This is a genomic window from Streptomyces coerulescens (genome assembly GCF_042657965.1).
Classification (GTDB): Bacteria; Actinomycetota; Actinomycetes; order Streptomycetales; family Streptomycetaceae; genus Streptomyces; species Streptomyces coerulescens.
The window spans coordinates 291,969-315,682 of the sequence record NZ_JBHSKM010000005.1; the positions used below are offsets into that span (position 1 = coordinate 291,969).

Here is a 23,714-nt window from a genome sequence, read left to right on the forward strand (position 1 = left end):
CCCCGTACTGACTGAGTCAGCGTACACAAAGTTGAGTCTATTCCACTCAAGGTAGTGCCGGGAGGCTTGGGGCGGCTAGGTTCCAGGGCCATGGCGGCATACCCTCAGGATCCGGGCGCGCCCGACGCGTCGTACCTCACCTTCTGGCAGGAGAGGCACCTGTGCACCCTCACGACCCTGCGCCCGGACGGCACCCCGCACGTCGTACCCGTCGGAGTGACATACGACCCCGAGGCGCGGCTTGCTCGGGTGATCACGAACAAGTCCAGCGCGAAGGTGGGCCATGTGCTGGCCGCCGGACCCGACGGGGCGACGGTCGCGGTCTGCCAGGTGGACGGCGGGCGCTGGGCCACGCTGGAGGGGCGGGCGCAGGTCAGTGCGGAGCCGGAGCGGGTCGCGGAGGCGGTGCGCCGGTACGCGGTGCGCTATGGACGCACTCCGGCGCCCAACCCCCATCGGGTCGTGATCGAGATCGCGCTGAGCCGGGCGATGGGGCGCGGGTGAGCGCGGCGGGCGGACGCCGGGTGACGCGCGACTCGCCGGGCGGTGCGACGGGCGATACGACCGGCGGTGCGGCCGACACGGATGGCTGGATACCGGGCGCCCGGTTTCAGCCACCGGACGGCGGTCCGATACGGGGAAATGTCGCCGCAAAACTGCAGCGGCGTCACCGTGTTCAGGTCACGGTGACGCCGCTGCGGGGGGAAGCACCTGAGCGATCTGTTACGACGGGGGAATCGCGTCAGGCACTGCGGGGGGTGGCTGAGATGGTCCTTGGGGCCGGAGCCTCCGGCTCCACCAGCCGGTGGTCGCGTTGATCGAGATTGACGAAGATCATTCCATACCGGACGGCACACCGAACGGGCTGCGGCGCCCCCCGAGGCCGCCGCAGACACCGGTACGCCCTGACGTCCTCGTCCTCGTCCCGCGTCACGACGACCGGCTCTCCGAACACGGTCACCATCAACGAGTCACCGGAGTGGGGGATCGCGGTGACAAGGTCGATGAAGTGCCAGCCGGAGCGGTAGGCGGTGGCCATTTCGCGGCGGAAGGAGCGGTCGTCGGGTGGGGTGGTCATGCCTACTCCTGCCCGCCGCTGCTCTTCTGCGCGACCGCCGGCCAGGAACTGTCCCCGGCGATCGTGACCGGCTTGGGTCCGCTCGGCCAGCTACTGTCCGCTCTGTCGCTCTTCGATTCCGAGAGGCCACTCAGGACTCCGACGGCCACAACGGTGGAGAAGGCGGCGACAAGAATCGAGCGAAGCATTCTGTTCCGCATAGTCGGCTTCGTCCTCACTTGAAGGTCCCCTCTTCCCCCGTCGAGTAAGACGATGGCTCATTCGGGCACTTCATGGCCACACGATCGGTGCATCATGTTCCTGCATGTTCAGGACCCTGGGGGGTGGAGATTTGGCAGCGAATCCGACTAAAGCGACACATCCCCATGCGATGACCGAGATGTGCGCGCAAGGTGGCCGTCTCTATGCGAACGCACTGCGCACGGGGCGTATCGCACGCGCGGAGGTGGAGGCCGCCCCCTGCTTGATGGAGTTCGCCCTGCTGTACCCCGATCCGGACGACGCGAACTGGCTGATCCCGGTTCCCGCCTCGGTCGCGCTGGCTCAGCGGCTCAATCCCATCGAGCGGGAGATCACCGAGCGCAGGCGGTTGTCGGTGGAGCTGGCCGAGACACTCCAGCCCTTCATGGACCTCAGTACCCAGGTGACGGGGAACACGCACTCCATCACCGTGCTGGAGGGGGGCGAGCGGATCAACGCCGCCCTCAATCTGGCCACCGCCCAGTGCCACACCGAGATGCTCACGGTCCAGCCGAGCAACCGCATCTCCGAGCAGAGCCTGCTCCAGGGCCTGGAACGGGACCGGCCGCTGATCGAACGCGGAGTGCGGATAAGGACCCTCTACCAGCACACCGTGCGCTACAACCCGGGCAAGCTCGCCTACGTCGCCCAGCTCTCCGACGGCAAGGTGGAGTACCGCACCATCGACGAGCTGGTGGAGCGCCTCATCATCTGCGACGAGTCGGTCGCCTTCATCCCCACCCGGGACGACCAGCAGGTCGCCCTGGAACTGCGCCACCCCGGGCTGATCCGCTATCTGATCAAGGTCTTCGAGTTCATGTGGAGCCGCGCGGTACCGCTGAGCGAGCACGCGCCGTACGAGACGGCACCCGACGGCATCACGGAGATCCAGCACTCCATCGCCAAGCTCCTCGTGGAGGGGCACGTCGACGAGGCCATCGCCCGGCGTCTGGGCATGAACGTGCGCACCTGCCGGGCCCACATCGCCAAGCTGGCCGGCGCACTGGGCAGCGGCAGCCGCGCCCAACTGGGCTATCTCATAGCCCAGTCCGGAATCCTGGAACAGGAGCACTGAGTCTCAAGGGCCCGGCCACGAACTCCGCGACCGCCGCCTCGGCCGTCTCATCGGCCGGTCGCGGATTCCTGGCCGGGAACCCCATGTGCTCCGGGCAGTCCTGGCACCCCGGCAACCCTGATCACGGCGGCCTCGGAGGACGACGCCCGGGACCGGTCCAACCCCACCTGCGCTATCCGCACCCCGAGTTGCGTACGGCTGGCCGCTCCCAGCGTCTCCGAGAGCCGGGCGATATGAGCCCGGCAGGTCCGTACGCTTATCCCGAGCCGCTCCGCGATCACCGCGTCCTGGTGCCCCTCGGCGAGCAGCGCGGCGATGGACTGCTCGCGGTGGGAGATGCCCTCGATGCCGGTGTCGGGGAGCGATGCCGTCAGCGGGATCGCGAGGCGCCACAGCCGCTCGAAGACCGTCACCAGGTAGTGCACGAGCCCGGGATGCCGCAGCTCCAGGGCGAGCGTGCGGTCGGCGTTCGCCGGGATGAAGGCCACCGTGCGGTCGAAGAGGATCAGCCGGTCGATCACCTCGTCCAGCGTGCGGGCCTCCACCGAGTCGCCCATCAGCTCCAGGTAGTTGAGCAGGCCCTGGCCGTGCCGGGCCACGTGCGTGTACAGGTCGCGCATCCGCACGCCCCGCCCCCGCAGCGCCATCGCCCGGTGCAGGCCCTCCGTCAGCTCGTGCTCGGGCCGGATGCCGCCGGGCTGCACGGTCAGCACCTCGGTCGTGCACGCCTGCGTCGCCTCGTCCAGCGCGCCCTGGATGCGCGAGTCGCCCTCCAGGACCCGGATCGCCGAGCCGGGCGCGGCGGGGTCGGTGCCGGACGCCGGTGAGGGCTGCGGGCCCAGTGCCGCGTACCACTCGAAGGCCGCCACCGCCGAGCCCATCCTGCGCTGGCTGTCGCTGACCTCGTCGTAGACCCCGCGCAGCAGCCGCGTCATGACCTCCTGCGGGGAGGTCGGCACCAGCCAGTCCATGTCGTCGGGGTCCGGGTGCAGCAGTGCCAGCTCCAGCAGACAGGGCACCGGATCCGCGTCGTGGCGCGGCACACGGCCCCGCCGTACGGCCCGGGAGTACACCCGGTCCCCGGCCTCGCACAGCCGGTCGGCACCGTGTGGATGCTCCTGCGCCCCGTGCCCGGCCATCGCCCATCCACCCCCGGTTCATGCCTCTGTCGCCGGCTCGCTCACCTCCGGAGCGCGGTGTCGACACCCTGCCGGGACACACCTGCCGGGCGGGGCCTGGTCGACGGGACCCACCGTGCTCGGCCGTGCCGGCCCCGCGGTTCGCTCGCGCTTCCGCAGCGCAACTATGCGCGGACCGGCCTGGCTCCGCAACACGGCTCCTGCCGGGACGGCCGCCGTAAGATGCCGATTTGCACCGCTCTGTACGGGCCTCCGCACGTCGACTTGCAGCAAGCTGATGGTGCATTTCCGGCCGTTGGCGGGCACGCGAAGCGTGGAGTCGCCTTCACAGGAGTTCGCGAACAGGAAATCGCATACGACGTCAAGGCGCCGTCGGCCGCTGTCACCGGGACGGCGGGCGGTGCGGACACAGCCAAGTGCCGCCGGGGCAGGGCCCCGACGGCACTTGAGGGAACGACGGTGTTACTTCAGCCCGAGCGAGCTGCAGCCCGCCTTGTACTTGCCGGTGCAGATGTCGGCGACGGTGTAGATCCCGTCGGCGACGACGGTCTCCTTGATGTTGCCGTCCGTCAGGGCGACCACGGGCACCAGCAGCGCCGGGATGTCCTTGTCGGTCGGGCTGTCGACCTGGTCCTGGGTGAGCGAGTCGAACTGGATGTCGTGGCCCTGGACCTTGGCCACGGCCATCTCGGCGGCGCTCTCGGCCTCCTGCGGGTACGACTTGTACACGCTCATGTACTGCTCGCCGCTGATGATGCGCTGCACGGCGTCCAGTTCGGCGTCCTGGCCGGTGATCGGGGGCAGCTCGGTGACGCCGGCCGCCTGGAGGGCCTTGATGACGCCGCCGGCCATGCCGTCGTTGGCGGAGTAGACGCCCTTGATGTTGTTGACGCCGATGGCCTTGATCGCCTGCGCCATGTTGGCCTCGGCGTTCTCCGGCTTCCAGTCCTTGGTGTCGTACGTCTTGGCTATGTCCACCGTGCCCTTGAGCTCGGACAGGGCGCCCGCCTTGAACTGCCCCGCGTTCGGGTCCGTGGGCGAGCCGTTCATCATGACGATCTTGTCGGAGGAGTCGACCGGGTTCATCGCCTCCAGGAGCGTGCGGCCCTGGACCTCGCCGACGAGTTCGTTGTCGAAGGAGACGTACGCGTCGATCGGCCCCTCGGCCAGACGGTCGTAGGCGATGACCGGGATGCCCGCGTCCTTGGCCTTCTTCACCCCGCCGGCGATGGCGTGCGAGTCGACGGCGTCCAGCAGGATCACATCGACCTGGTCGTCGATCATCTGCTGGAGCTGGGACTCCTGCTTCGCCGCGTCCGCATCGGCGTTCTTGTAGACGACCCGGCCCTGCTTGTCGGTGAGGTCGAGGACCTTGTTCCGGATGATGGGGAAGTCGAACTTGTCGTAGCGGGTGTTCGCCGTCTCCGGCAGCAGCAGCCCGACGGTGATGTCGTCGCCCTTGGTGGGACTCGCCTCACTGCTGTCCCCGGTGACGCCCAGTGCCCCGCACGCTGCCAGCGAGAGGGTCATCGTGGACGCGGCGGCCACGGCGGTGGCGGTGCGGCGCAGGGGGCGCAAGGGACGCATAGAGAAGCTCACTTCTGGTGCCTTCGGGACACGGGCGCGCCAACGCGCCCAGATGACTGAAAAGCCAACGCGCCGACGGCCCTCAGCGTCAAGCGGAATCACTTAACGAGTGCGCAACACCACGCTCCGCTGATCATGTAAAGACATAGCGGAATGCCTCCAAATCCCCCTTACACACCCTCCACCAAACCTCGATCGCGCACGCGATCAAGATCCGTACAACCAACCCCATTCCTCGCTGGTCCTGATGAGTGCAGCGCCCACCGCTGCCCGTACTCGACCAGAGGATCGAATGAACCCAGCCAGACGCACGACCGCCGCGGCCGCGGTGACGGTCGTGCTCGCCACCGCGGGCACCCTGCTCTCGACGACGCCCGCGTCCGCCGCAGTGACCTGCGCATCGCCGGTCTTCAAACGGCAGTTCTTCGCGAACACCGCCTTTTCGGGCACCCCGAAGCGGACCGACTGCGACACCGTGATCGACCAGAACTGGGGCACCAACGCCCCCGCCTCCGGCCTCCCGAAGGACAACTTCGCCGTCCGCTGGACGGTGACCCGCGACTTCGGCTCCGGCGGCCCCTTCACCTTCGCCGCCTCCGCGCTCGACGGCATCCGCGTCTACCTCGATGGCAGCCGCAAGGTCGACCTGTGGAAGAACACCTCCACGACCGTCTCCAAGACCGTCAACGTCACCGTCCCGGCGGGCAAGCACACCTTGCGCGTGGACTACGTCAACTGGACCGGCAGCGCGAAGGTCAAGTTCGGCTACACCCCCAGGACTTCGGCGACCGTCGACAAGGTCAAGCCGCTCACACCCACCGGCGCGAAGGTCACGTACGACACGGCGACGGGCAAGGCGAAGCTCACCTGGTCCAAGAACCAGGAGATGGACCTCGCCGGCTACCGCGTCCACCGCCGCCTCAAGGGCTCCTCCTTCAGCGGCACTCCGCTCGCCACGACCGCCTCCACCACGTACACCGACAGCACCCTGCCGGTGACGGGCGCGGGCTACTACTACGAGATCCGGGCCGTGGACAAGGCCGGCAACGAGTCCGCCGGTACGGCCGACCAGCCGGTCACCACCGTCGACCGGGTCGCGCCCGGCGTACCCACCATCACGAGCGCGACCGGCGAGGTGACCCCGTCCGGAGGCACGGGCGGGCTGCGGGTCGGCTGGAACAAGGTGACGGACGCCGCGACGTACCGCGTCTACCGGGCGGCGAGCGAGAACGGCACGTACACCAGGATCGCCACCACCAGCCAGCTGTCCCACCTGGACACCTCGGCCGCTGAGAGCACCGCGTACTACTACCGGGTGTCGGCGCTGGACACGGCGGGCAACGAGTCCGTGCGGTCCGCACCCCAGCGGGGCCGGATCTGGGACAACGATCCGCCGCCGGTCGTCACCGGGCTGAACGTCGACCCGACGGAGTACGGCTTCCGGCTGAGCTGGGACAAGAGCCCCGCCACGGATCTGCGGTACTACACGATCCACAAGGGCGAACTCGTCGGCGACGAGGACGAGCAGGTCTGCTACGGCAGCCTGGTGGAGTACGTCTCGCCCGACGAGACCTCCTTCTCGTATCTGACGCACCCGGACGGTGACGAGGTCTGCTTCTTCGTCGACGCCGTGGACGACGACGGCAACTCCGCCATGAAGTGGAGCGACGACCTGGTCCCCGCCGTGGCCGTGACCGAGCTCGACATGACCCCGAGCGTGCCGACGCCCGAGGGCTCGCCGCTGTATCTGACGGTGTCGCCGGCGGAGGGCGACGAGGGCAACCAGCTCTCGTGGACCGGGCTGGGCGCGGGCGAGGAGAGCCCCGACCCGGCGAAGGGCTTCCGGATCTACCGCTGGAACCCGGCGACCTCCGCGTACGAGAAGATCGCCGACCTCGGGGCCGGCGCCTTCGAGTACTTCGACACGGGCGCGAAGCGCGGGACCACGTCGTACTACTGGGTGACCGGGGTGCTGGCCGACGGCACCGAGTCGCTCCCCGCGGGCGACTGGACGCTCACGGCACCGGCCGACTGACCCTGGCCACGCGCGTCGCGACCACAAAGGGGCCCGGAGGTTCGTCATGAACCTCCGGGCCCCTGTTCGCTGCGAGTCCGGCTAGTCCTTCGGCTTCTTCGGACGCCACACCACCAACGCGCTGGTCTGCTGTACCTCCTGGTACGGCACCAGGTCGCGGCGGTACGACGCGTGTACCGCCGCCTCGCGCTGCTGCATCGCCGCCGCGGCGCCTTCCACGGCGGCCTGGAGTTCGGCCACCCGGGACTGGAGCGCGGCGACCTGGTTCTCCAGTTCGATGATGCGCTTGATGCCGGCCAGGTTGATGCCCTCGTCCTGCGACAACGCCTGCACCTGGCGGAGCAGTTCGATGTCGCGGGCCGAGTAGCGGCGGCCGCGGCCGGCCGTGCGGTCCGGGGACACCAGGCCCAGACGGTCGTACTGGCGCAGTGTCTGCGGGTGCAGGCCCGAGAGCTGGGCCGCCACCGAGATGACGTAGACCGGGGTCTCCTCGGTCAGTTCATACGGCCCACGGAAATTGTCACCGCGTCGACGACCGTCCATCTCCGTCATGCTCCCTTCGCGGCCTCGAACAGCTCCGCCCGCGGATCCTCACCCGCGGTCGCCTCGCGATACGCCTCGAGCGCGTCACGAGCCTTCCCCGAAAGGTCCTTCGGGACACTCACCTCGACGGTGACCAGCAGGTCTCCGCGGGTGCCGTCCTTGCGGACCGCGCCCTTGCCCCGCGCCCGCATAGTGCGGCCGTTGGGTGTGCCGGGCGGCAGCTTCAGGGTGACCGGCGGTCCGCCCAGGGTGGGAACCCTGACCTCGCCGCCCAGGGCCGCCTCCGTGAAGGTCACGGGGACGGTCACCGTGAGGTTGTCCTCCTTGCGGCCGAACACCGGGTGGGCGTCGACGTGCACGGTGACGTACAGATCGCCGGCCGGGCCGCCGCGCTCGCCCGGCGCGCCCTTGCCGCGCAGGCGGATGCGCTGACCGTCCGACACCCCGGCGGGGATACGGACCTGCATGGTCCTCGACGACTTCGCCCGGCCGCTGCCCTTGCACTCCAGGCACGGGTGCTCGGCGATCAGGCCGCGCCCCTTGCAGTCCGGGCAGGGGTCGGTGAGCGAGAAGCCACCGCCCGATCCTCTGGCCACCTGGCCGGTGCCGACGCAGGTCGGGCACACCCTGGGCGTGCCGTTCTTGTCGCCGGTGCCCGCGCACGCCTTGCACGGCGACTGCGCGGTCATCCGCAGCGGGACCGTCGCCCCCTCGATCGCCTCGGTGAAGCTGAGGCTGACCTCGGTGTCGATGTCCTGGCCGCGCCGGGGCTGGGTACGGGTGCTGCCCGCACCGCCGCGGTTGAACAGGCCCCCGAAGACGTCACCGAGTCCGCCGCCGAAGCCTCCGGCTCCCTGGCCCCCGCCCTGGGCGCTGCCCCCGAAGAGGTCGCCCAGGTCGAAGTTGAAGGAACCGCCGCCCGCGCCCGGCCCGGGGCGGAAGCCGCCGTTGCCGAACAGGGCGCGTGCCTCGTCGTACTCCTTGCGCTTCTTGGGGTCGCCGAGGACGTCGTTCGCCTCGGAGATCTCCTTGAAACGCTCCTCCGCCTTGGCGTTGCCCTTGTTGGCGTCCGGGTGGTTCTCGCGGGCGAGCTTCCGGTACGCCTTCTTGATCTCGGCCTCGGTGGCGTCCTTGGGGACGCCGAGGACCTTGTAGTAGTCCTTCTCGATGAAGTCCTTGGTGCTCATCCTCGACGCCCCTCCTCTCTCGTCAGTTCAACGTCAGCCCTCGTCCGGGCCACCGTTCTCCTTGTCGTCGGCCGCCTCGGCAGACTCCTCCTTGACGGTCTGCGCGCCCGGCTGGGGCTCGGCGACGGCCACCCGCGCGGGGCGGATGGTGCGCTCGCCGATGCGATACCCCGGCTGGAGGATCGCGACGCAGGTCGTCTCGGTGACGTCCGGCGCGTAGGAGTGCATCAGCGCCTCGTGGATCGTCGGGTCGAAGGGCTCGCCCTCCTTGCCGAACTGCTGCAGGCCCATCTTCGCCGCGACGGTCTCCAGCGACTCCGCGACGGACTTGAATCCGCCGACGAGCTCGCCGTGTTCCCGCGCGCGGCCGATGTCGTCGAGCACGGGCAGGAGCTCGGTCAGGAGGTTCGCGACGGCGATCTCCTTGACCGTGATCCGGTCCCGCTCCACACGGCGGCGGTAGTTCTGGTACTCGGCCTGGAGCCGCTGGAGGTCCATCGTGCGCTCGCCGAGCGCCGTACGTACCTGGTCCAGCTGCGCCACCAAGCCGGCGTCTGCTGCTCCGTCCCCGGCCGGGGCCGCCCCCTCCTGAGGAGCGGCCTTCGACTCGGCGTCGTCAGGGGTCGCGCCGGAGGGGACGTCGGGCTTCTCCTCGAAGCCCGGGGTCTCCTCCGTCATTACGCGACACCGTCCTTGCGCTCGTCGTCGACGATCTCGGCGTCCACGACGTCGTCGTCGGCCTTGGCGCCGGCGTCGGGACCGCCCGCGGCCTGAGCGGCCTGGGCGTCGGCGTACATGGCCTGGCCGACCTTCTGGGAGACCGCGGCGACCTTCTCGGTGGCGGTGCGGATCTCGGCGGTGTCCTCGCCCTTGAGCGCGGTCTTCAGCTCCTCGACGGCGGCCTCGACCTCGGCCTTGACCTCGCCGGGGACCTTGTCCTCGTTGTCCTTGAGGAACTTCTCCGTCTGGTAGACGAGCTGCTCGCCCTGGTTGCGGGACTCGGCGGCCTCGCGGCGGGCGTGGTCTTCCTCCGCGTACTTCTCGGCCTCTTCGCGCATCCGGTTGACCTCGTCCTTCGGCAGCGAGGAGCCGCCGGTGACGGTCATCTTCTGCTCCTTGCCCGTGCCGAGGTCCTTCGCGGTCACGTGCATGATGCCGTTGGCGTCGATGTCGAAGGCGACCTCGATCTGCGGGACACCGCGCGGGGCCGGCGGCAGACCGGTCAGCTCGAACATCCCGAGCTTCTTGTTGTACGCCGCGATCTCACGCTCGCCCTGGTAGACCTGGATCTGCACGGACGGCTGGTTGTCCTCGGCCGTCGTGAAGATCTCGGACCGCTTGGTCGGGATCGTGGTGTTGCGCTCGATGAGCTTGGTCATGATGCCGCCCTTGGTCTCGATGCCGAGGGACAGCGGGGTCACGTCGAGGAGCAGGACGTCCTTGACCTCACCCTTGAGGACACCGGCCTGCAGGGCGGCGCCGATGGCGACGACCTCGTCCGGGTTGACGCCCTTGTTGGCGTCCTTGCCGCCGGTCAGCTCGCGCACGAGCTCGGCGACGGCGGGCATACGGGTGGAGCCACCGACGAGGACGACGTGGTCGATCTCGTTGATGGAGACGCCGGCGTCCTTCATGACGTTGAAGAACGGGGTCTTGCAGCGCTCCAGCAGGTCCGCGGTCAGCTGCTGGAACTGCGCGCGGGTGAGCTTCTCGTCGAGGTGCAGGGGGCCCTCGGCGGAGGCGGTGATGTAGGGCAGGTTGATCGAGGTCTCGGTGGACGAGGACAGCTCGATCTTGGCCTTCTCGGCGGCCTCGCGGAGGCGCTGCAGGGCCATCTTGTCCTTGGAGAGGTCCACGCCGTGACCGGCCTGGAACTGCTTGACCAGGTAGTCGACGATGCGCTGGTCCCAGTCGTCACCACCGAGGTGGTTGTCACCGTTGGTGGCCTTCACCTCGACGACGCCGTCGCCGATCTCGAGGAGGGACACGTCGAAGGTGCCGCCACCGAGGTCGAAGACGAGGATCGTCTGGTCGTCCTTGTCGAGGCCGTACGCCAGGGCGGCGGCCGTCGGCTCGTTGACGATGCGCAGGACGTTCAGGCCCGCGATCTCGCCGGCCTCCTTCGTCGCCTGACGCTCGGAGTCGTTGAAGTAGGCCGGGACGGTGATGACCGCGTCCGTGACCTTCTCGCCCAGGTACGCCTCGGCGTCACGCTTCAGCTTCTGGAGGATGAACGCCGAGATCTGCTGCGGGTTGAACGGCTTCCCGTCCAGCTCGATCTTCCAGTCGGTGCCCATGTGACGCTTCACGGAACGGATGGTCCGGTCCACGTTGGTCACCGCCTGGCGCTTGGCGACCTCGCCGACGAGCACCTCACCGTTCTTCGCGAAGGCGACGACGGACGGCGTGGTCCTGGCACCCTCGGCGTTGGTGATGACGGTGGGCTCGCCGCCCTCCAGAACGCTGACGACGGAGTTAGTCGTGCCCAGGTCGATGCCGACCGCACGTGCCATGATGAATTCCTCCAGCTGACTTGAGTGGAACGGACTCAAGTGTGCACGACGGCCGGAGATGGGTCAACAGAGCTGAGTCGACCCCACTCAACTCTTATCCGTTCCTTACACGCAACTGGGCTCCGACCTGCGAAGACGCGACCCGGGCGGAGACTCTCGCGGAGTCCTGCACGGGGAAGTCCGGTTGACGCCGAGGGCCGTAGGTCTTGATGTGCAGCAGCGCGAGGACGGCGATCAGCGCGACCACCCCCACCCACAACGCCCCGGAGGGGGCCATCCATCCCAGATGCACGAGGACGCCGACGAGTACCCCGCAGAAGGATGCGACACCCAGCAGGACGGTCACACCCTGCGGAGTGAGCCCGATCCGGCGCAGCCGGTGGGCCAGATGGTCGGGCCCGCCCCGCAGCAGCGGCCGTCCGGCGAGCCGGCGCGACAGCGCCACCAGCACGACGTCGGCGGTGGCCAGGGCGGTCAGCGAGTACAGCACGCTCACACTCGGCACCGGATCGAGCCCGGCGCGCGTCATCACGGCCGAGGACGCGAGCACGAACCCGACGAACAGGGACCCGCTGGCCCCGAGGCCGATCCGCGCGGGATGCCAGTTGTGCATGAGGAACCCGGTCAGGGCGGCGGCCAGCACGCTGAGCAGCACGGCCAGTTCGTCCATCACCTCGGCCGCCGCGCAGATGCCGACGCCGAAGGCGGTGAGCACCCCGACGGTGCCGACCAGGGCGTCCGCATGGTCCAGCGCCTTGAAGCCGACGGCGACGAGGACGATCCAGCCGACGGCCACCGGCCCGAGCAGGATCCCGGTGTCGCCGTAAGGGACCACACAGGCCGCCGCCACGGCCGTACCGCCGACCAGGAAGCGCTCCTTCACCCGCCGTACGTCGGCGACCAGCCCGAGGCAGGCCACGGCGCCCGCGGCGATCAGCAGACGCCCGATCTCGGAGCCCAGCGGGGCGAACCGCGTCCACTCCCCGGCGGCTGCCACCAGGCAGGTCACGAGCGCGACGGCCACCCCGCCGAGCAGAGGCAGCGGCCGCTGCCGCCGGCGGTCGACAATGCCGAGACGCAGGGCGGGCAGGCGGAGCAGCATCGCGAGGAGGGCGGTCACGACGAGGGCGGTGGTGGCGGCGGCGATCCCGTAAAGCACGGGCTTAGATTAGTGGCGTATATACCATTTCGGGATGAATAACACGATTCGTTCGGAAGTGAACCCCGATGCGCACTTAAGGCAAGCCTCAGCGATTCAGATCACCCCGCGCCTGGCTACAGTGCGACCGAGGATGCGGGTAGTCTCAGAGGACTGCATAAGTTACCGCTTAGTAATGTCGCCTCGCAGGCCCGAGGAGCCCCGAAATGCAACTCGCCGCGATCATCGTGTCGCTGGTCCTGATCGTGGTCGGCGTGGCACTGTTCGGCCGCGCCCTCCTGCAGATCTTCAACTTCCTGCGGCTCGGCCAGAACGTGCCCGCCGGATCCCGGACCAACGACCCCTACCAGCGCACCGTCACCCTGGTGAAGGAGTTCCTGGGGCACACCCGGATGAACCGCTGGGGCATCGTCGGCATCGCGCACTGGTTCGTCGCGATCGGCTTCTACACACTGCTGCTGACGATCGTCAACGCCTTCGGCCAGCTCTTCAAGGCCGACTGGATCCTGCCGGTCATCGGCGACTGGGCGCCGTACAACATGTATGTCGAGTTCATCGGCACCATGACGGTGGTCGGCATCGCGACGCTGGTCGTCATCCGGCAGCTGTCCCGGCCGGGCAGGGCGGGCCGCAAGTCCCGTTTCGCGGGCTCGAACACCGGCCAGGCCTACTTCGTCGAGACGATCATCCTGATCGTCGGTGTCTGCATCTTCATGCTGCACGCGCTGGAAGGCGCACAGCACCACGTGGACGGCTACGAGGCCTCGTTCTTCATCTCGTACCCGGTGGTGCACTGGCTGGAGGGCATGGACGTCTCCACGCTCCAGAACCTCACCTACTTCTTCGCCGGCCTGAAGATCGCGGCCTCCTTCATCTGGATGATCGTGGTCTCGCTGAAGACCGACATGGGTGTGGCCTGGCACCGCTTCCTGGGCTTCCCGAACATCTGGTTCAAGCGCAACGCCACCGGTGAGACCTCGCTGGGCGCCCTGCTGCCGATGACGTCGGGCGGCAAGCCGATCGACTTCACCGACCCCGGTGACGACGACGTCTTCGGTGTCTCCCAGGTCGAGCAGTTCTCCTGGAAGGGCCTGCTGGACTTCTCCACCTGCACCGAGTGCGGCCGCTGCCAGTCGCAGTGCCCGGCCTGGAACACGGGCAAGCCGCTCTCCCCGAAGCTGCTGATCATGTCGCTGCGGGACCACGCGCACGCCAAGGCGCCGTACCTGCTCGCGGGTGGCGGCAAGTCCATGGAGGGCGAGGAGAAGGCGTCCGAGGAGCAGCTCGCCTCGGTGCCCGCGGAGGCGCTGGCGGAGGCCGAGCGTCCGCTGATCGGCACCGCCGAGGAGAACGGCGTCATCGACCCGGACGTCCTGTGGTCCTGCACCACTTGCGGTGCCTGTGTCGAGCAGTGCCCGGTGGACATCGAGCACATCGACCACATCGTCGACATGCGCCGCTACCAGGTGATGATCGAGAGCGCGTTCCCGTCCGAGGCGGGCACGATGCTCAAGAACCTGGAGAAGAAGGGCAACCCCTGGGGCCTGGCGAAGAAGCAGCGCCTGGAGTGGCTCAAGGAGGTCGAGTTCGAGGTCCCGGTCGTCGGCCAGGACATCGAGGACCTCACCGAGGTCGAGTACCTGTACTGGGTCGGCTGCGCCGGCGCCCTGGAGGACCGGGCCAAGAAGACCACCAAGGCCTTCGCCGAGCTGCTGCACATCGCGGGCGTGAAGTTCGCGATCATGGGCGGCGACGAGAAGTGCACCGGTGACTCCGCCCGCCGCCTGGGCAACGAGCCCCTGTTCCAGGAGCTCGGCATGGAGAACGTCATGGCGCTGAACATGGCGTTCGGCGAGGAACTGGACGACGAGGGCAAGGTCGTCCCCGAGTCGGCGAAGCCCAGGTCGGCGAAGAAGATCGTCGCCACCTGCCCGCACTGCCTCAACACGATCGGCAACGAGTACCCGCAGATCGGCGGCGACTACGAGGTCATCCACCACACCCAGCTGCTCCAGCACCTGGTGGACGAGGGCAAGCTGGTCCCGGTGACCCCGGTCGAGGGCATCATCACCTACCACGACCCGTGCTACCTGGGCCGGCACAACAAGATCTACACGCCGCCGCGCGAGATCATCGCCAGCGTCCCGGGCCTCAGGAACGAGGAGATGCACCGCCACAAGGAGCGCGGCTTCTGCTGCGGCGCCGGTGGTGCGCGGATGTGGATGGAGGAGCGGATCGGCAAGCGCATCAACAACGAGCGTGTCGACGAGGCTCTCTCCACGAACCCGGACATCGTCTCCACCGCCTGCCCGTTCTGCCTCGTCATGCTGACCGACTCGGTCAACGGCAAGAAGAACGACGGCAAGGCCAAGGAGTCCATCCAGGTCGTCGACGTCGCCCAGCTGCTGCTGGAGTCGGTCAAGACGCCGGTGGACCCCGAGGACACCGCGCAGACGGAGAGCGAGCCGGAGCCCGAGCCGGTGAAGTAGCCGTCACGGCCGTCCGTCCGACGCCCCCTGTCCCCCGCACGGGACAGGGGGCGTCGTCGTACGGCAGGCTGGACGACAGGAACTGACCGGAAAGGACCGCCGCGTGATCATCTTCGGCACCAAGGGTTACCTCTACCAGCTCGCGATACTCACGCTGGTGTGCGGCCAGTGCGGCAACCCCGCGGCGCACACGCTGCGCAAGCGCGTCACGAAGTTCACCCTGTTCTTCGTGCCGCTGTTCCCGGTCTCGACCAAGTACGCGACGCAGTGCACGTTCTGCGGCGCGGAGCACAAGGTGCCCCGGGAGCAGGCCGAGCAGCTCCAGGCGCAGGCCGCCGCCGGGGGCTCCGGGGGTCAGCAGCCGTACGGGCAGTCTCAGCGGCAGCCGTACCAGTACTGACGGGGCACTTCCGGAACCCCGGGCGGCGGTCTACGACTTGGGCTGCTTGGGGTTGTTCATCGTGTCGGCGGCGTGCCTCGGGCCGGGGCGCGACGAGAACTGGCCGACAAGCTCGCGAAAGCAGACCAGGGCGGTGATCGGGGGAATTCCGACGATCACCATCGCGAGCAGGGAATGCGCCGACTGACCGATGCACAGGGCGACGGCCGTGCCGGAGGAGATCAGCATGACGGCCCAGGAGCGCCGGGCGGTCCGGCGCTGGACGGAGGCCCGCAGGATGGACAGGCCGGCCAGCAGCCACGGTCCGTACACCGTCAGCGGCCACCATTGCGCCAACTTCTCCGAAACGACGAGAAGCGCGATGTCGCGGAGCTGATCGTACGAATACGAGATGGACCATGTGAGCATCGTCACCGCACACAAGGTGATTAACGTGACCAGCACAGAGACGCTCACGATCTTCGGATTTCCACCGAGGATCCGGGCGCCCGTCTGAGGTCGTTTCCGATGGACCGGGCGGGGCGGGGGTCTGTCGTCGCTGCGCTGGGGCGGCGGAGACGGCGGCACGAGATCGGAGAGATCCAGGCCCTGCGTCGTGCTCAGCATGTGAGCCAGCTCCGCGTCCAGATCCCAGCCGCCCGACGAGGAGATCCCCTGCTCAGGGGCCTGCCAGAGGTTCTGCATGTCGAGCCGCTGAGCGTAATGAGGCTGCTGCTCTACCGCGTCATAGTCGGACCTCATTTCTAGATCTTCTCCCCCTCCAGAGCCGCACGGAGATATTCACTCTCCATCCGACTGATTGCCCTGAGGAACTCATCGAGCAGATCAGAGCAACCGGTGATGCTTTCCGCACCGATCTGATCAGCTGCCCGGAACGAGCTCATCGAACTGTCCTCAGCTGCATGTTTTTCCCGCCACGTCACATTCACCTAACGAGCACCACACAGGACCGGACATCTGGCATTCGGGGGAATACGCGTCAACGGTGATTATCTGGAAGATCGAATGACCGGTGCGGTCGAAGAAATGGAGAAGATCTTTTACATGGTGTTATCGACGGCCTTGCGGGCGGTTTTACGGAAGGCGAGCGCGGGGCCGACGGCGATGAGCAGAGCGAGGGCGGCGTAACCGTGGGTCAGGGTGGCCAGGGAGGCGACGGCGGCCACCAGCAGCGGTCCGCCCGCGTCGCCGAGTTCCCGACCGAGTTCGGCGGAGCCCATGTCAGTCGGGCGACCAGCGCGGAGGCGGACGGTGAGAACGCGGAGGCGGCGGCGCCCTGGCCGAGCCGGGCGGCCCAGAGCCAGGCGGGGCTGTCGGCGGCGACGTAGGCGGCGGAGGCGAGCGCGAAGGCGACCAGTCCGCCGAGCAGGACCGGGCGGGCGCCGATCCGGTCGGCGAGGCTGCCGAAGACCGGCTTGAGCACCACCTCGGCGCCGTCGTAGAGGGCGAGCAGGCCACCGAGCACGAGCAGGGAGGTCACCGCGTCGTCGGAGTGCCCGCCGAGGTTGGCGGCGATGCCGTGCGCGCCGAAGGCGGTGGTGAAGCCGGCGGCGTACAGGGGCCACATCCGGGCCGCGGGGCCGGCCGGGGCTGGGTCGTGGTCATCGGCCGGGCTCCTCGCCGGGCTCCCGCCTCCCCTCTTCGGGGACGCGTTGCTCCGGCACCTGGTGCAGTGCGGTGAAGACGCGCTCGGCGTAGTCCTCGCAGGCGGCGACGCAGACCTTGAGCCGTTCGCCGGCCTCGGCGGACTCGGGGGCGCCGAACACGTCCCGCGCGGTCAGGTCCCGGTGCCAGCGGCGCAGCCGCTCCAGCGACTGCTCCTCTTCCTCCAGTTCGGCGAGCGTGAACTTGGCGATACGGCTGTTTCCGACAGCGGCTCCGCCGCGGGCCTTGGCCAGTTCCGCCTCGAACTTGCCGCAGTCGGCGATGAATTCGGTCCAGTCGGCGGAGCGGGCGGCCGTGAACATGGCGCGCAGCCGCCGTCCGTCCTGGGTGCCCCGCCCGGTGGCCGCGAGCGAGACGGCCTCGCCGCCGGCGCGCTCGGTCAGCTCCAGCACCCGGCCGATCCCGTCGGCGAACAGCGGCACGTCCGGTACGGCCCACACCCCCTGCCCCAGCGACAGCGCACCGATCTTCCGCAGCTCACGCCAGACGGCCACCCGGTGCCGGGAGGGCTCGGCCGGAACCCTGACGACGAGGACGATCCAGCGCGTTCCGTCACGCGCCTCGTCGCCCTCGCCGCCGTATTCGATCTCGGTCACACTTCGGAATGTAGCAGCTGTTACATCGATGCGGGACCCGGAAGAGTGACGGGGGCGCCCGGGTGCGGGGAGGGGTGTCAGTCCTGGCGCTCGACGGCTGAGCGTCGGCCGTCATGTGGCCGGAACACCGCCGTCCAGTCACTCGATACGTGTCGATAGAAGCCAAATGGGCGGTCACAGCTCGGCCGATGGCCCGCGCACCCCCGCACGGGGCTGTCGCCGCCCCTCGAACGCGTGCATCATTACCCAGTTGTTTCCCCTGATGTCGACGAGGTGAGCGGTGCGCGCGCGAAGAAGCGGGAAGTGTACGGCGGCCCTGACCGGCACCCTCGGCGTCCTCGCCCTCACGGTCGCCGCCTGTGGCCCCACCCCGCACGACGACGCGGAGCCGGCCCGGCACACACCCGTCCAGGTGGCCGACGCCCCCGCACTGCTCCCCGTCCCACCGGGCAAGGGCAGCAGGATCCCTGACGACTTCAACGGCGACGGCCATCGCGACCTCGTCCTCAACGACCTGGTCAAGGCGCAGGCCCACGCGGACGACGCGGGCATCGGCATCGTCTACGGCGGCGAGCGCGGACTCACTCCGGGCGCACGGCAGTTGCTCGACCCCGAGCGGCAGGCGGCCCCGACCAAAGGGCAGCGCCCGGCCGTCTTCGACGCGGAGACGACCTGCGACCTGGACGGCGACGGCTTCACCGACCTGGTCGTGTCCACCGACCCGCCCTACGACGGGCAGGGCATGCCCCCGGTGCCGCTCCAGCTCCTGTTCGGCTCCCCGAAGGGCCTCACCGGCGACGCGGTCAAGCTCGCGATCCCGGCCGGCGCCCGCTTCGGCAACGACTGGCCCGACCAGCCGGTGTGCGGCGACTTCGACGGGGACGGCGCACAGGACCTCATCGTGCACGCGTCCGGCGGCCGACTGAGCTTCCTGCACGGCCCGTTCAGCCGCAAGGGCAACCCGCGCAAGGCCGGCGCCCCCATCCAGTCGCCCGGCAACGTCCCCACAGGACCCGCGGCCGACGTCGACGACGACGGATACGACGACCTGGTGGTCCGTACGGCGGAAGGCCGGGGCACCTCGGCGATCGTCCTCGGCGGCCCGGCCGGCCCCACCCGCACGGGAGCCACCCTCCCCGCCGGCATCGACGTGGCCCTCGGCGCCTTCGGCAAGGCCGAGGGGGCCCTCGACGCGGCGATCGGCACGATGGGCGAAACGTCCCTGCGCTACGACGTCACGGCAACGGCCGGACGCGGAACCCTCGACTTCGCCGGCTCCAGGCTGGACGCGGCCGACTTCGACGGCGACGGCCTGAGCGAACTCCTCTCCAGCGGCTCGCAGTTGCGGATCTTCCACGGCCGTACGGCGGGACTCGCGACGGCCGGCATGGTCACCGTCCAGCCGCCCGCGCGCGGCACCACACGCGTCGTGACGACCGGCGACTTCGACGGGGACGGACGGGCCGACCTGGTGGTGCGGACGTACGTCGGCGAGACCAAGGACACGGTGGCGGTGTACCCGGGGACGAAGAAGGGGCTGGTGGCGGCGGAGCCGTCGGTCACCTTCTCCAGCTCGGAGTTCCTGGCGAGGTAACGGGCCCTCAGTCGGCGACGCGGGCGCCGATGGCGCGGGCGCGGCGGCGGGCCTCGGGGCTGAGGCCCTTGCGGCGGGCGGAGGTGCGCCAGTCGTAGGCGGTGGGCTGGGTGAGACAGGCCAGACCGCGGAGGCCGGGCTTGGCCACCACACAGGCGAAGCGGGGGTCACCCGCGTACCGGAGTTCCTCGTCGTAGTCCTTCAGGGCCTCATGGCCGAAGGACCGGAACAGCCCGGTGTTGAACTTCAGCGAGACCGTCCTCTCCGGGTGGTCGGGGTCCGGCAGCACGAAGACGGCGTTCCCCTTGTCGACCCGGACCGCGCCCGGCTGCCGGCGCCAGGGGTAGACGGTGAGGATGCGGCGGATGCGCCAGCCGCCCACCAGCCGGCCCAGGGCCAGGACCGCGGCGTACATGATCACGAACAGGACCAGGACCATGGGAACGACCACGGCCACGGGCAGCAGGATCGTGACGTACAACGCGCCCCACCACAGCGCCACGAGGGCGATCGCCTTGGCCAGTCGCCATGCCGTCCAGCGGAGGAAAGCGGCCGGGGTGCCGGGTGTGTCCCAGGCCGTCGGTCCGTCGAAGCCGTGCTTGCCGGTGTTCGTGGTCATCTGCGTGTCCCGGGTCAGCCGAAGTCGGAGGCGACGTCGTTCGCGATGCCGTCGGCGCCGTCGTCCGCGTCACCGCGCGCGGCACGCTCGATCTCGGGCAGCGGATCGTGGAAGGACACCGTGTGCGCGATGCCCTCCATCAGGTCGCGGTAGTGCTTGCGGGAACCCACGGCCGTGGTGCTCAGCGTCAGGACGCCCAGCTGGGTGCCCGAGGGGGCCGGGATGCAGAGGTTGCACTGGTAGACCTCGTGGCCGGGCACCCCCTCCAGGGCCGGCATGGTGATCATGGTGTCGGAGATCGCCGCCGGACGACCGCCCGGAAGCGTCAACAGCCCCACGTTCTCGGCGGATTCACGCAAGGACACCGCACGCGCCACGGTGACCTTGGCCGGGGCCCACTCGATGTCCGTGAGCGCCACCGTGAACACCGACGAGGCGGAGGATCCGTCGTCCGCGTAGTGCATGCCGAGCGAGCAGGCGATGACGCCTTCGCTCCGCATCCGCCCGGCCATGAACCGGACGTCCCGCAGTGCTCCCGTGTACCGGTCGCGCTGGTCCTCGGGGGCGACGTCGAGAATCAGCGCCAGGGCCTGCACAAGGTGCGTCTCCTGCTCGGAGCCCGGATCGGGGTCCAGCGCCGCGATGGGGACGTCGACGAAGGAGTCCGGCAGTGCGTACCAGATCTTCGAACTCGGGTCCCTGGCCGTGTCGTCGATGACCAGACCCATCGGAGCCTCGGCGGCCTCCTGTGTCATCGCAGCACCGCCGCGACGTTGCGGACGACCGAGAAGGCGCCGGGGCCGTCGAACAGACCCGCGCGGGCCGCGTCGACCCCGGTGGCCGTGTTCTTGCCGCCGTCGCTCTTCAAGGCGTCGATGTTCTCGGCGGCCAGCCCGTAGCCGGCGGTGACGACACCGGCGGCCGGCGAGACGTAGTCCATGCCCGCTCTGACCGCCTGGCTGCCGCCCGCCGCCTTGGCCACCAGGTCTCCGACGGGGTTGAAGGAACCCGCGGCCGCGAGCCGGCCCGCGGCCTTGGCGGTGTCGTCGGCGAACCGGCCGAGGAACTGCCCGGCGCTCACGGCCTGGGACGCGTACTTCGTCGACCGGACGGCGCCGTTGAGACCGCGGCTCACGGCCCCCACCCCCGGCACCGCGCCCAGGGCGTCACCGGCGAGCCCCACCGCGTTCTCCCAGAAGTCCGCGTCGAACTCGCCCTTGGTGAACCCGTCCGCGAGCGAGGCCCGCACCTGGGGATCGGCGAGCCGTGAGCCCATCGTCGCCAGGCTCAGCGCACCCGCGGCCAGCAGCATCGCGATCCCGAACGGCCCCGTGCACAGCAGCGCCAGCAGTCCCGCCACCGCCGCCAGCACACTGAGGATGTTGGTGAGGTTGTCCCCGATCCAGCCGAGCGCCTTGCTCAGCCAGCCCGGCTCCTCCGGTGCCAGATCCTTCGTGGCGTCCTGCAGCTTCTTCGCGAGGTCCCGCGCTTCGTCCTCGTGCGTCCCCTCCAGCTCCCGCGCCTTGCGCAGCACCTCGTCCAGCGCACCCTGCGCGTTGTTGACGGCGGTGACGGCGTCGCTGAGCCGGTCGTTGGCCGCGTTCAGCCGGGCCTGTGCGTTCTCGAGCTCCGGGCCCTCCTGGAAGGTCTGCCCCGCGAGCTTCAGATCGGGGTCCTGCTGGGCCGTCTCGTGCCGGGAGTTGGCGGTCTTCAGATCGCCCTTGTGGCCGCCGGCCTCGACGTCGTACCTGTGGGCCAGCTCCCTGCGGCCGGTCAGCCCGCCGTGCCAGGCGCCGAGGTGGCCGGCCGCCTTGGTCAGCGATGTGTGGGCGTCCTTCATGTACTTCGGCAGATCACCGTCGAGGGCCTCGCGGAAGCCCACGGCGGCGTCGCCCTCCCAGAAGCTCGACTCGCCGAGCAGCTTGTCGATCCTCTGATACGCCGTCTGCAGCGCGCTCGCCGAATGGACGAGCTGGGTACGGAGCTTCTCGACCTCGCCGGGCTCGCCCGGCACCGGGTTCCAACCGAGGTGGACGTACGGGTTGTGTGCCATCGCGATCACTTCCCCGCGGCCGCGGCCCGCTTGAAGCTCTCCTCCAGGGAGGTCTCCACTTCGCGGTAGTTGTCCGTGTTCTTCTGCAGGCCCTCGGTGAGCTTCCCGATTCGTTCCTTGATCTGCTCGTTGCCGTACTTCCAGCGCTCCTGGAACGCGTCGCAGGCCTCGTCCAGCTCCGGCGTGCCGATCTGGTCGGACCGTACGTGCTGCAGAGCGGTTCGCACCTGCTCAAGGGAGTCGTTGGCCCCGTTGAGGTCCTCGGTGAAGGCGGCGAGCTGATCGATATCGGTCTTGAAGTGGTCCCCCATGCAGGCCCTCCCCTTCGCGGCTTCGCGGACGCATCGGCAAACGGCGCCGGCGGCCGAAGGCCCGATCATGCCATGGAGGGGTGTACGCCCTGTGCCGAGGTTGCGAAGGTCGTTCGGACGCTCCGCACGCTTCGGGATCGGGTGGAACCACGGAGGGGCCGGGCACGCTCTGCCTTGTAGGCGCAGAAATACGGGGGGTGTCGTGAGCCGGATGCTCTACAGCGAGCAGTCGTGGAATCCGCTGGCCCGGACCGTGGAGTTGACCGACGAACAGCTGCGCGGCGGCGGCAGGGTCACGCCGCTCGGCGAACTGAATCTCGGCGCCATGGCCGAGGCGTTCCAGCGTGGGTGCTGGCTCGGAGGCGGCGGGGCGGAGCGCCCGCTGCAGCGGCTGACGCAGGGCACCGGGGTCGTTCCCGTGACCCGTCTCACCGGCACCACCACTCCGGTGCGGGTGCGGCGGGCGGCCGAGTTCGCGCACAGGCTGGGAGAGCTGGCGGTCTGGCGGTGCGGTGGGCCGGAGCAGGTGGCGGCCCTGGCGGCCCGAGCCCGGGCCGAGGGCGTACCGCTGTGGATCGCCCGGCGCCTCGCGCCGGGGCCCGCCGGGCCGATCGCAGTCGCGGTGGACCGGCGCCTGGTGCGCGTGGACGTCTGGGGGCCGCACGCTCCCGTCGTACGGATCCGGGCGCCGTACGGCTTCCGCCGCGACGCCCACGGCCCTTCCCAGGGCCTGCTTCTGACGGTCGGCGAGGTCACGGCGCAGCTGGAAATCAGAAGGAAGGTGCGCAGGTCCAAGAGTTCCGTGGAGGTCCGGCTCCCGGGACGGCACTGGGTGCTGCGACGGGAGAACGCGTCGAGCTCGTGGCTGCTGCGAGACGAACGGCCCGTCGCCCTGCTGGCGCGGCCCCCGCGTCGGCAGAGGCTGGAGCCGGGCGTGCTGCTGCGGCCGCTGTCCCCCGTGCGGTACGACAGCCCCGACCCGCTCGACGCCGTCATGGCGCAGACCTTCGCCGTCGCCTTCGGGCTCGGGGACACCACGGGCTGGGCGCGGTTCCGGTCGGAGCGGCGCCCGCTGAACGGGGGTGAGCCGATCGCCCCCGACGACTGGTGGGACCGCGCCTGGTTCAGCAACCTCGGCAACAGCAGCGCCGACAACGAACCGGGCGGCGGCGACGGCTGGGGCGGGGACGGCGGGGGCGGCGGCGACAGCGGTGGAGGCGATGGCGGGGGCGGGGGCGGAGACGGTGGTGGGGGTGGGGGTGGGGGCGACTAGGGCCTGAATTTCCCGAAGACTCGTCCAACCCCGTACAACCCTTAAGCCCCTCCAAGGGTCTCTTGATCGCCGATCACCCGGTGAAGCCGAGGGCAACTCCCGGCGAACACGGGCGGACCGGCACCCCACCGACTGCGGATGCCCCGCCGGGCATCCCC

At 69.5% G+C, this 23,714-nt stretch carries 22 protein-coding genes; 7 read left to right on the plus strand and 15 right to left on the minus strand.

Annotated features, from left to right (window positions below; genetic code table 11):
• Positions 1-90 precede the first annotated feature (90 nt).
• Positions 91-504: a pyridoxamine 5'-phosphate oxidase family protein gene (locus ACFPQ9_RS11580; RefSeq protein ID WP_380850824.1), complete on the plus strand. Its 414-nt coding sequence runs from the start codon at positions 91-93 to the stop codon at positions 502-504.
• Positions 505-742: 238 nt separating this feature from the next.
• Here ACFPQ9_RS11580 and ACFPQ9_RS11585 read toward each other — a convergent pair whose 3' ends face one another.
• The gene (locus tag ACFPQ9_RS11585; RefSeq protein WP_380850827.1) at positions 743-1,078 is read right to left on the minus strand and encodes a hypothetical protein; all 336 of its coding nucleotides are present in this window, start codon (positions 1,076-1,078) and stop codon (positions 743-745) included.
• Between the two features lie 370 nt (positions 1,079-1,448).
• Between ACFPQ9_RS11585 and ACFPQ9_RS11590 the strand changes: the two genes are divergently transcribed.
• Complete coding sequence (locus ACFPQ9_RS11590) at positions 1,449-2,393, plus strand: helix-turn-helix transcriptional regulator (protein WP_380850830.1); 945 nt, start codon at positions 1,449-1,451, stop codon at positions 2,391-2,393.
• A 47-nt stretch (positions 2,394-2,440) separates the two neighbouring features.
• Here ACFPQ9_RS11590 and ACFPQ9_RS11595 read toward each other — a convergent pair whose 3' ends face one another.
• Both ACFPQ9_RS11595 and ACFPQ9_RS11600 read right to left on the minus strand, forming a co-directional pair.
• Positions 2,441-3,532 carry a helix-turn-helix transcriptional regulator gene (locus ACFPQ9_RS11595; protein WP_380850833.1) on the minus strand — a complete coding sequence of 364 codons (1,092 nt, stop codon included), beginning with the start codon at positions 3,530-3,532 and terminating at the stop codon, positions 2,441-2,443.
• Between the two features lie 462 nt (positions 3,533-3,994).
• A complete protein-coding gene (locus tag ACFPQ9_RS11600; RefSeq protein WP_380850836.1) occupies positions 3,995-5,119 on the minus strand; it encodes a sugar ABC transporter substrate-binding protein in 1,125 nt (374 codons plus the stop codon).
• 292 nt (positions 5,120-5,411) lie between these two features.
• Here ACFPQ9_RS11600 and ACFPQ9_RS11605 point away from each other — a divergent pair, with 292 nt between their 5' ends.
• The gene (locus tag ACFPQ9_RS11605) at positions 5,412-7,154 is read left to right on the plus strand and encodes a fibronectin type III domain-containing protein (RefSeq protein ID WP_380850839.1); all 1,743 of its coding nucleotides are present in this window, start codon (positions 5,412-5,414) and stop codon (positions 7,152-7,154) included.
• 81 nt (positions 7,155-7,235) lie between these two features.
• Here ACFPQ9_RS11605 and ACFPQ9_RS11610 read toward each other — a convergent pair whose 3' ends face one another.
• From ACFPQ9_RS11610 to ACFPQ9_RS11630, 5 genes are all read right to left on the minus strand, one after another.
• A complete protein-coding gene (locus ACFPQ9_RS11610) occupies positions 7,236-7,697 on the minus strand; it encodes a heat shock protein transcriptional repressor HspR (RefSeq protein ID WP_380851041.1) in 462 nt (153 codons plus the stop codon).
• Positions 7,698-7,702: 5 nt separating this feature from the next.
• Positions 7,703-8,884 (minus strand): molecular chaperone DnaJ, encoded by a 1,182-nt coding sequence (dnaJ, locus tag ACFPQ9_RS11615; protein ID WP_380850842.1) that lies wholly within the window; start codon positions 8,882-8,884, stop codon positions 7,703-7,705.
• Between the two features lie 33 nt (positions 8,885-8,917).
• Entirely contained in the window at positions 8,918-9,562 is a 645-nt protein-coding gene (grpE, locus tag ACFPQ9_RS11620) for a nucleotide exchange factor GrpE (RefSeq protein ID WP_380850845.1), read from the minus strand.
• Positions 9,562-11,397, minus strand: coding sequence for a molecular chaperone DnaK (gene dnaK / locus ACFPQ9_RS11625; RefSeq protein WP_380850848.1), 1,836 nt, complete (start codon positions 11,395-11,397; stop codon positions 9,562-9,564). Before dnaK ends, grpE begins: the two co-directional genes overlap by 1 nt.
• A gap of 94 nt (positions 11,398-11,491) precedes the next feature.
• Positions 11,492-12,556 carry an MraY family glycosyltransferase gene (locus ACFPQ9_RS11630; protein ID WP_380850851.1) on the minus strand — a complete coding sequence of 355 codons (1,065 nt, stop codon included), beginning with the start codon at positions 12,554-12,556 and terminating at the stop codon, positions 11,492-11,494.
• Positions 12,557-12,762: 206 nt separating this feature from the next.
• Here ACFPQ9_RS11630 and ACFPQ9_RS11635 point away from each other — a divergent pair, with 206 nt between their 5' ends.
• Together ACFPQ9_RS11635 and ACFPQ9_RS11640 are read left to right on the plus strand one after the other, a co-directional pair.
• Complete coding sequence (locus tag ACFPQ9_RS11635; RefSeq protein WP_380850854.1) at positions 12,763-15,045, plus strand: (Fe-S)-binding protein; 2,283 nt, start codon at positions 12,763-12,765, stop codon at positions 15,043-15,045.
• 103 nt (positions 15,046-15,148) lie between these two features.
• Complete coding sequence (locus ACFPQ9_RS11640) at positions 15,149-15,445, plus strand: zinc-ribbon domain-containing protein (protein ID WP_380850857.1); 297 nt, start codon at positions 15,149-15,151, stop codon at positions 15,443-15,445.
• 30 nt (positions 15,446-15,475) lie between these two features.
• Here ACFPQ9_RS11640 and ACFPQ9_RS11645 read toward each other — a convergent pair whose 3' ends face one another.
• The 3 genes from ACFPQ9_RS11645 to ACFPQ9_RS11655 all read right to left on the minus strand — a co-directional run bounded on the left by ACFPQ9_RS11645 (position 15,476) and on the right by ACFPQ9_RS11655 (position 17,706).
• Entirely contained in the window at positions 15,476-16,129 is a 654-nt protein-coding gene (locus tag ACFPQ9_RS11645) for a DUF2637 domain-containing protein (protein WP_380850860.1), read from the minus strand.
• A gap of 451 nt (positions 16,130-16,580) precedes the next feature.
• A complete protein-coding gene (locus tag ACFPQ9_RS11650) occupies positions 16,581-17,012 on the minus strand; it encodes an MFS transporter (RefSeq protein ID WP_380850863.1) in 432 nt (143 codons plus the stop codon).
• A gap of 34 nt (positions 17,013-17,046) precedes the next feature.
• On the minus strand, positions 17,047-17,706 hold the full coding sequence (locus ACFPQ9_RS11655; RefSeq protein WP_380850866.1) for a Chromate resistance protein ChrB: 660 nt from the start codon (positions 17,704-17,706) through the stop codon (positions 17,047-17,049).
• A gap of 280 nt (positions 17,707-17,986) precedes the next feature.
• Between ACFPQ9_RS11655 and ACFPQ9_RS11660 the strand changes: the two genes are divergently transcribed.
• Positions 17,987-19,300, plus strand: coding sequence for an FG-GAP repeat domain-containing protein (locus ACFPQ9_RS11660; RefSeq protein ID WP_380850869.1), 1,314 nt, complete (start codon positions 17,987-17,989; stop codon positions 19,298-19,300).
• 7 nt (positions 19,301-19,307) lie between these two features.
• On the opposite strand, the gene ACFPQ9_RS11665 is transcribed toward ACFPQ9_RS11660, so the two are convergent.
• Genes ACFPQ9_RS11665 through ACFPQ9_RS11680 form a run of 4 tightly spaced genes read right to left on the minus strand, consistent with a single transcriptional unit; the run spans position 19,308 to position 22,283 of the window.
• Complete coding sequence (locus ACFPQ9_RS11665) at positions 19,308-19,919, minus strand: hypothetical protein (protein ID WP_380850872.1); 612 nt, start codon at positions 19,917-19,919, stop codon at positions 19,308-19,310.
• Positions 19,920-19,933: 14 nt separating this feature from the next.
• Entirely contained in the window at positions 19,934-20,674 is a 741-nt protein-coding gene (locus tag ACFPQ9_RS11670; protein ID WP_380850875.1) for a hypothetical protein, read from the minus strand.
• A complete protein-coding gene (locus ACFPQ9_RS11675) occupies positions 20,671-21,972 on the minus strand; it encodes a hypothetical protein (protein WP_380850878.1) in 1,302 nt (433 codons plus the stop codon). The genes ACFPQ9_RS11670 and ACFPQ9_RS11675 overlap by 4 nt, the downstream gene beginning before the upstream one ends.
• 5 nt (positions 21,973-21,977) lie before the next feature.
• On the minus strand, positions 21,978-22,283 hold the full coding sequence (locus tag ACFPQ9_RS11680) for a hypothetical protein (RefSeq protein WP_380850881.1): 306 nt from the start codon (positions 22,281-22,283) through the stop codon (positions 21,978-21,980).
• A gap of 211 nt (positions 22,284-22,494) precedes the next feature.
• On the opposite strand from ACFPQ9_RS11680, the gene ACFPQ9_RS11685 reads away from it, so the two are divergent.
• The gene (locus ACFPQ9_RS11685) at positions 22,495-23,556 is read left to right on the plus strand and encodes a hypothetical protein (RefSeq protein ID WP_380851044.1); all 1,062 of its coding nucleotides are present in this window, start codon (positions 22,495-22,497) and stop codon (positions 23,554-23,556) included.
• Positions 23,557-23,714 lie beyond the last annotated feature (158 nt).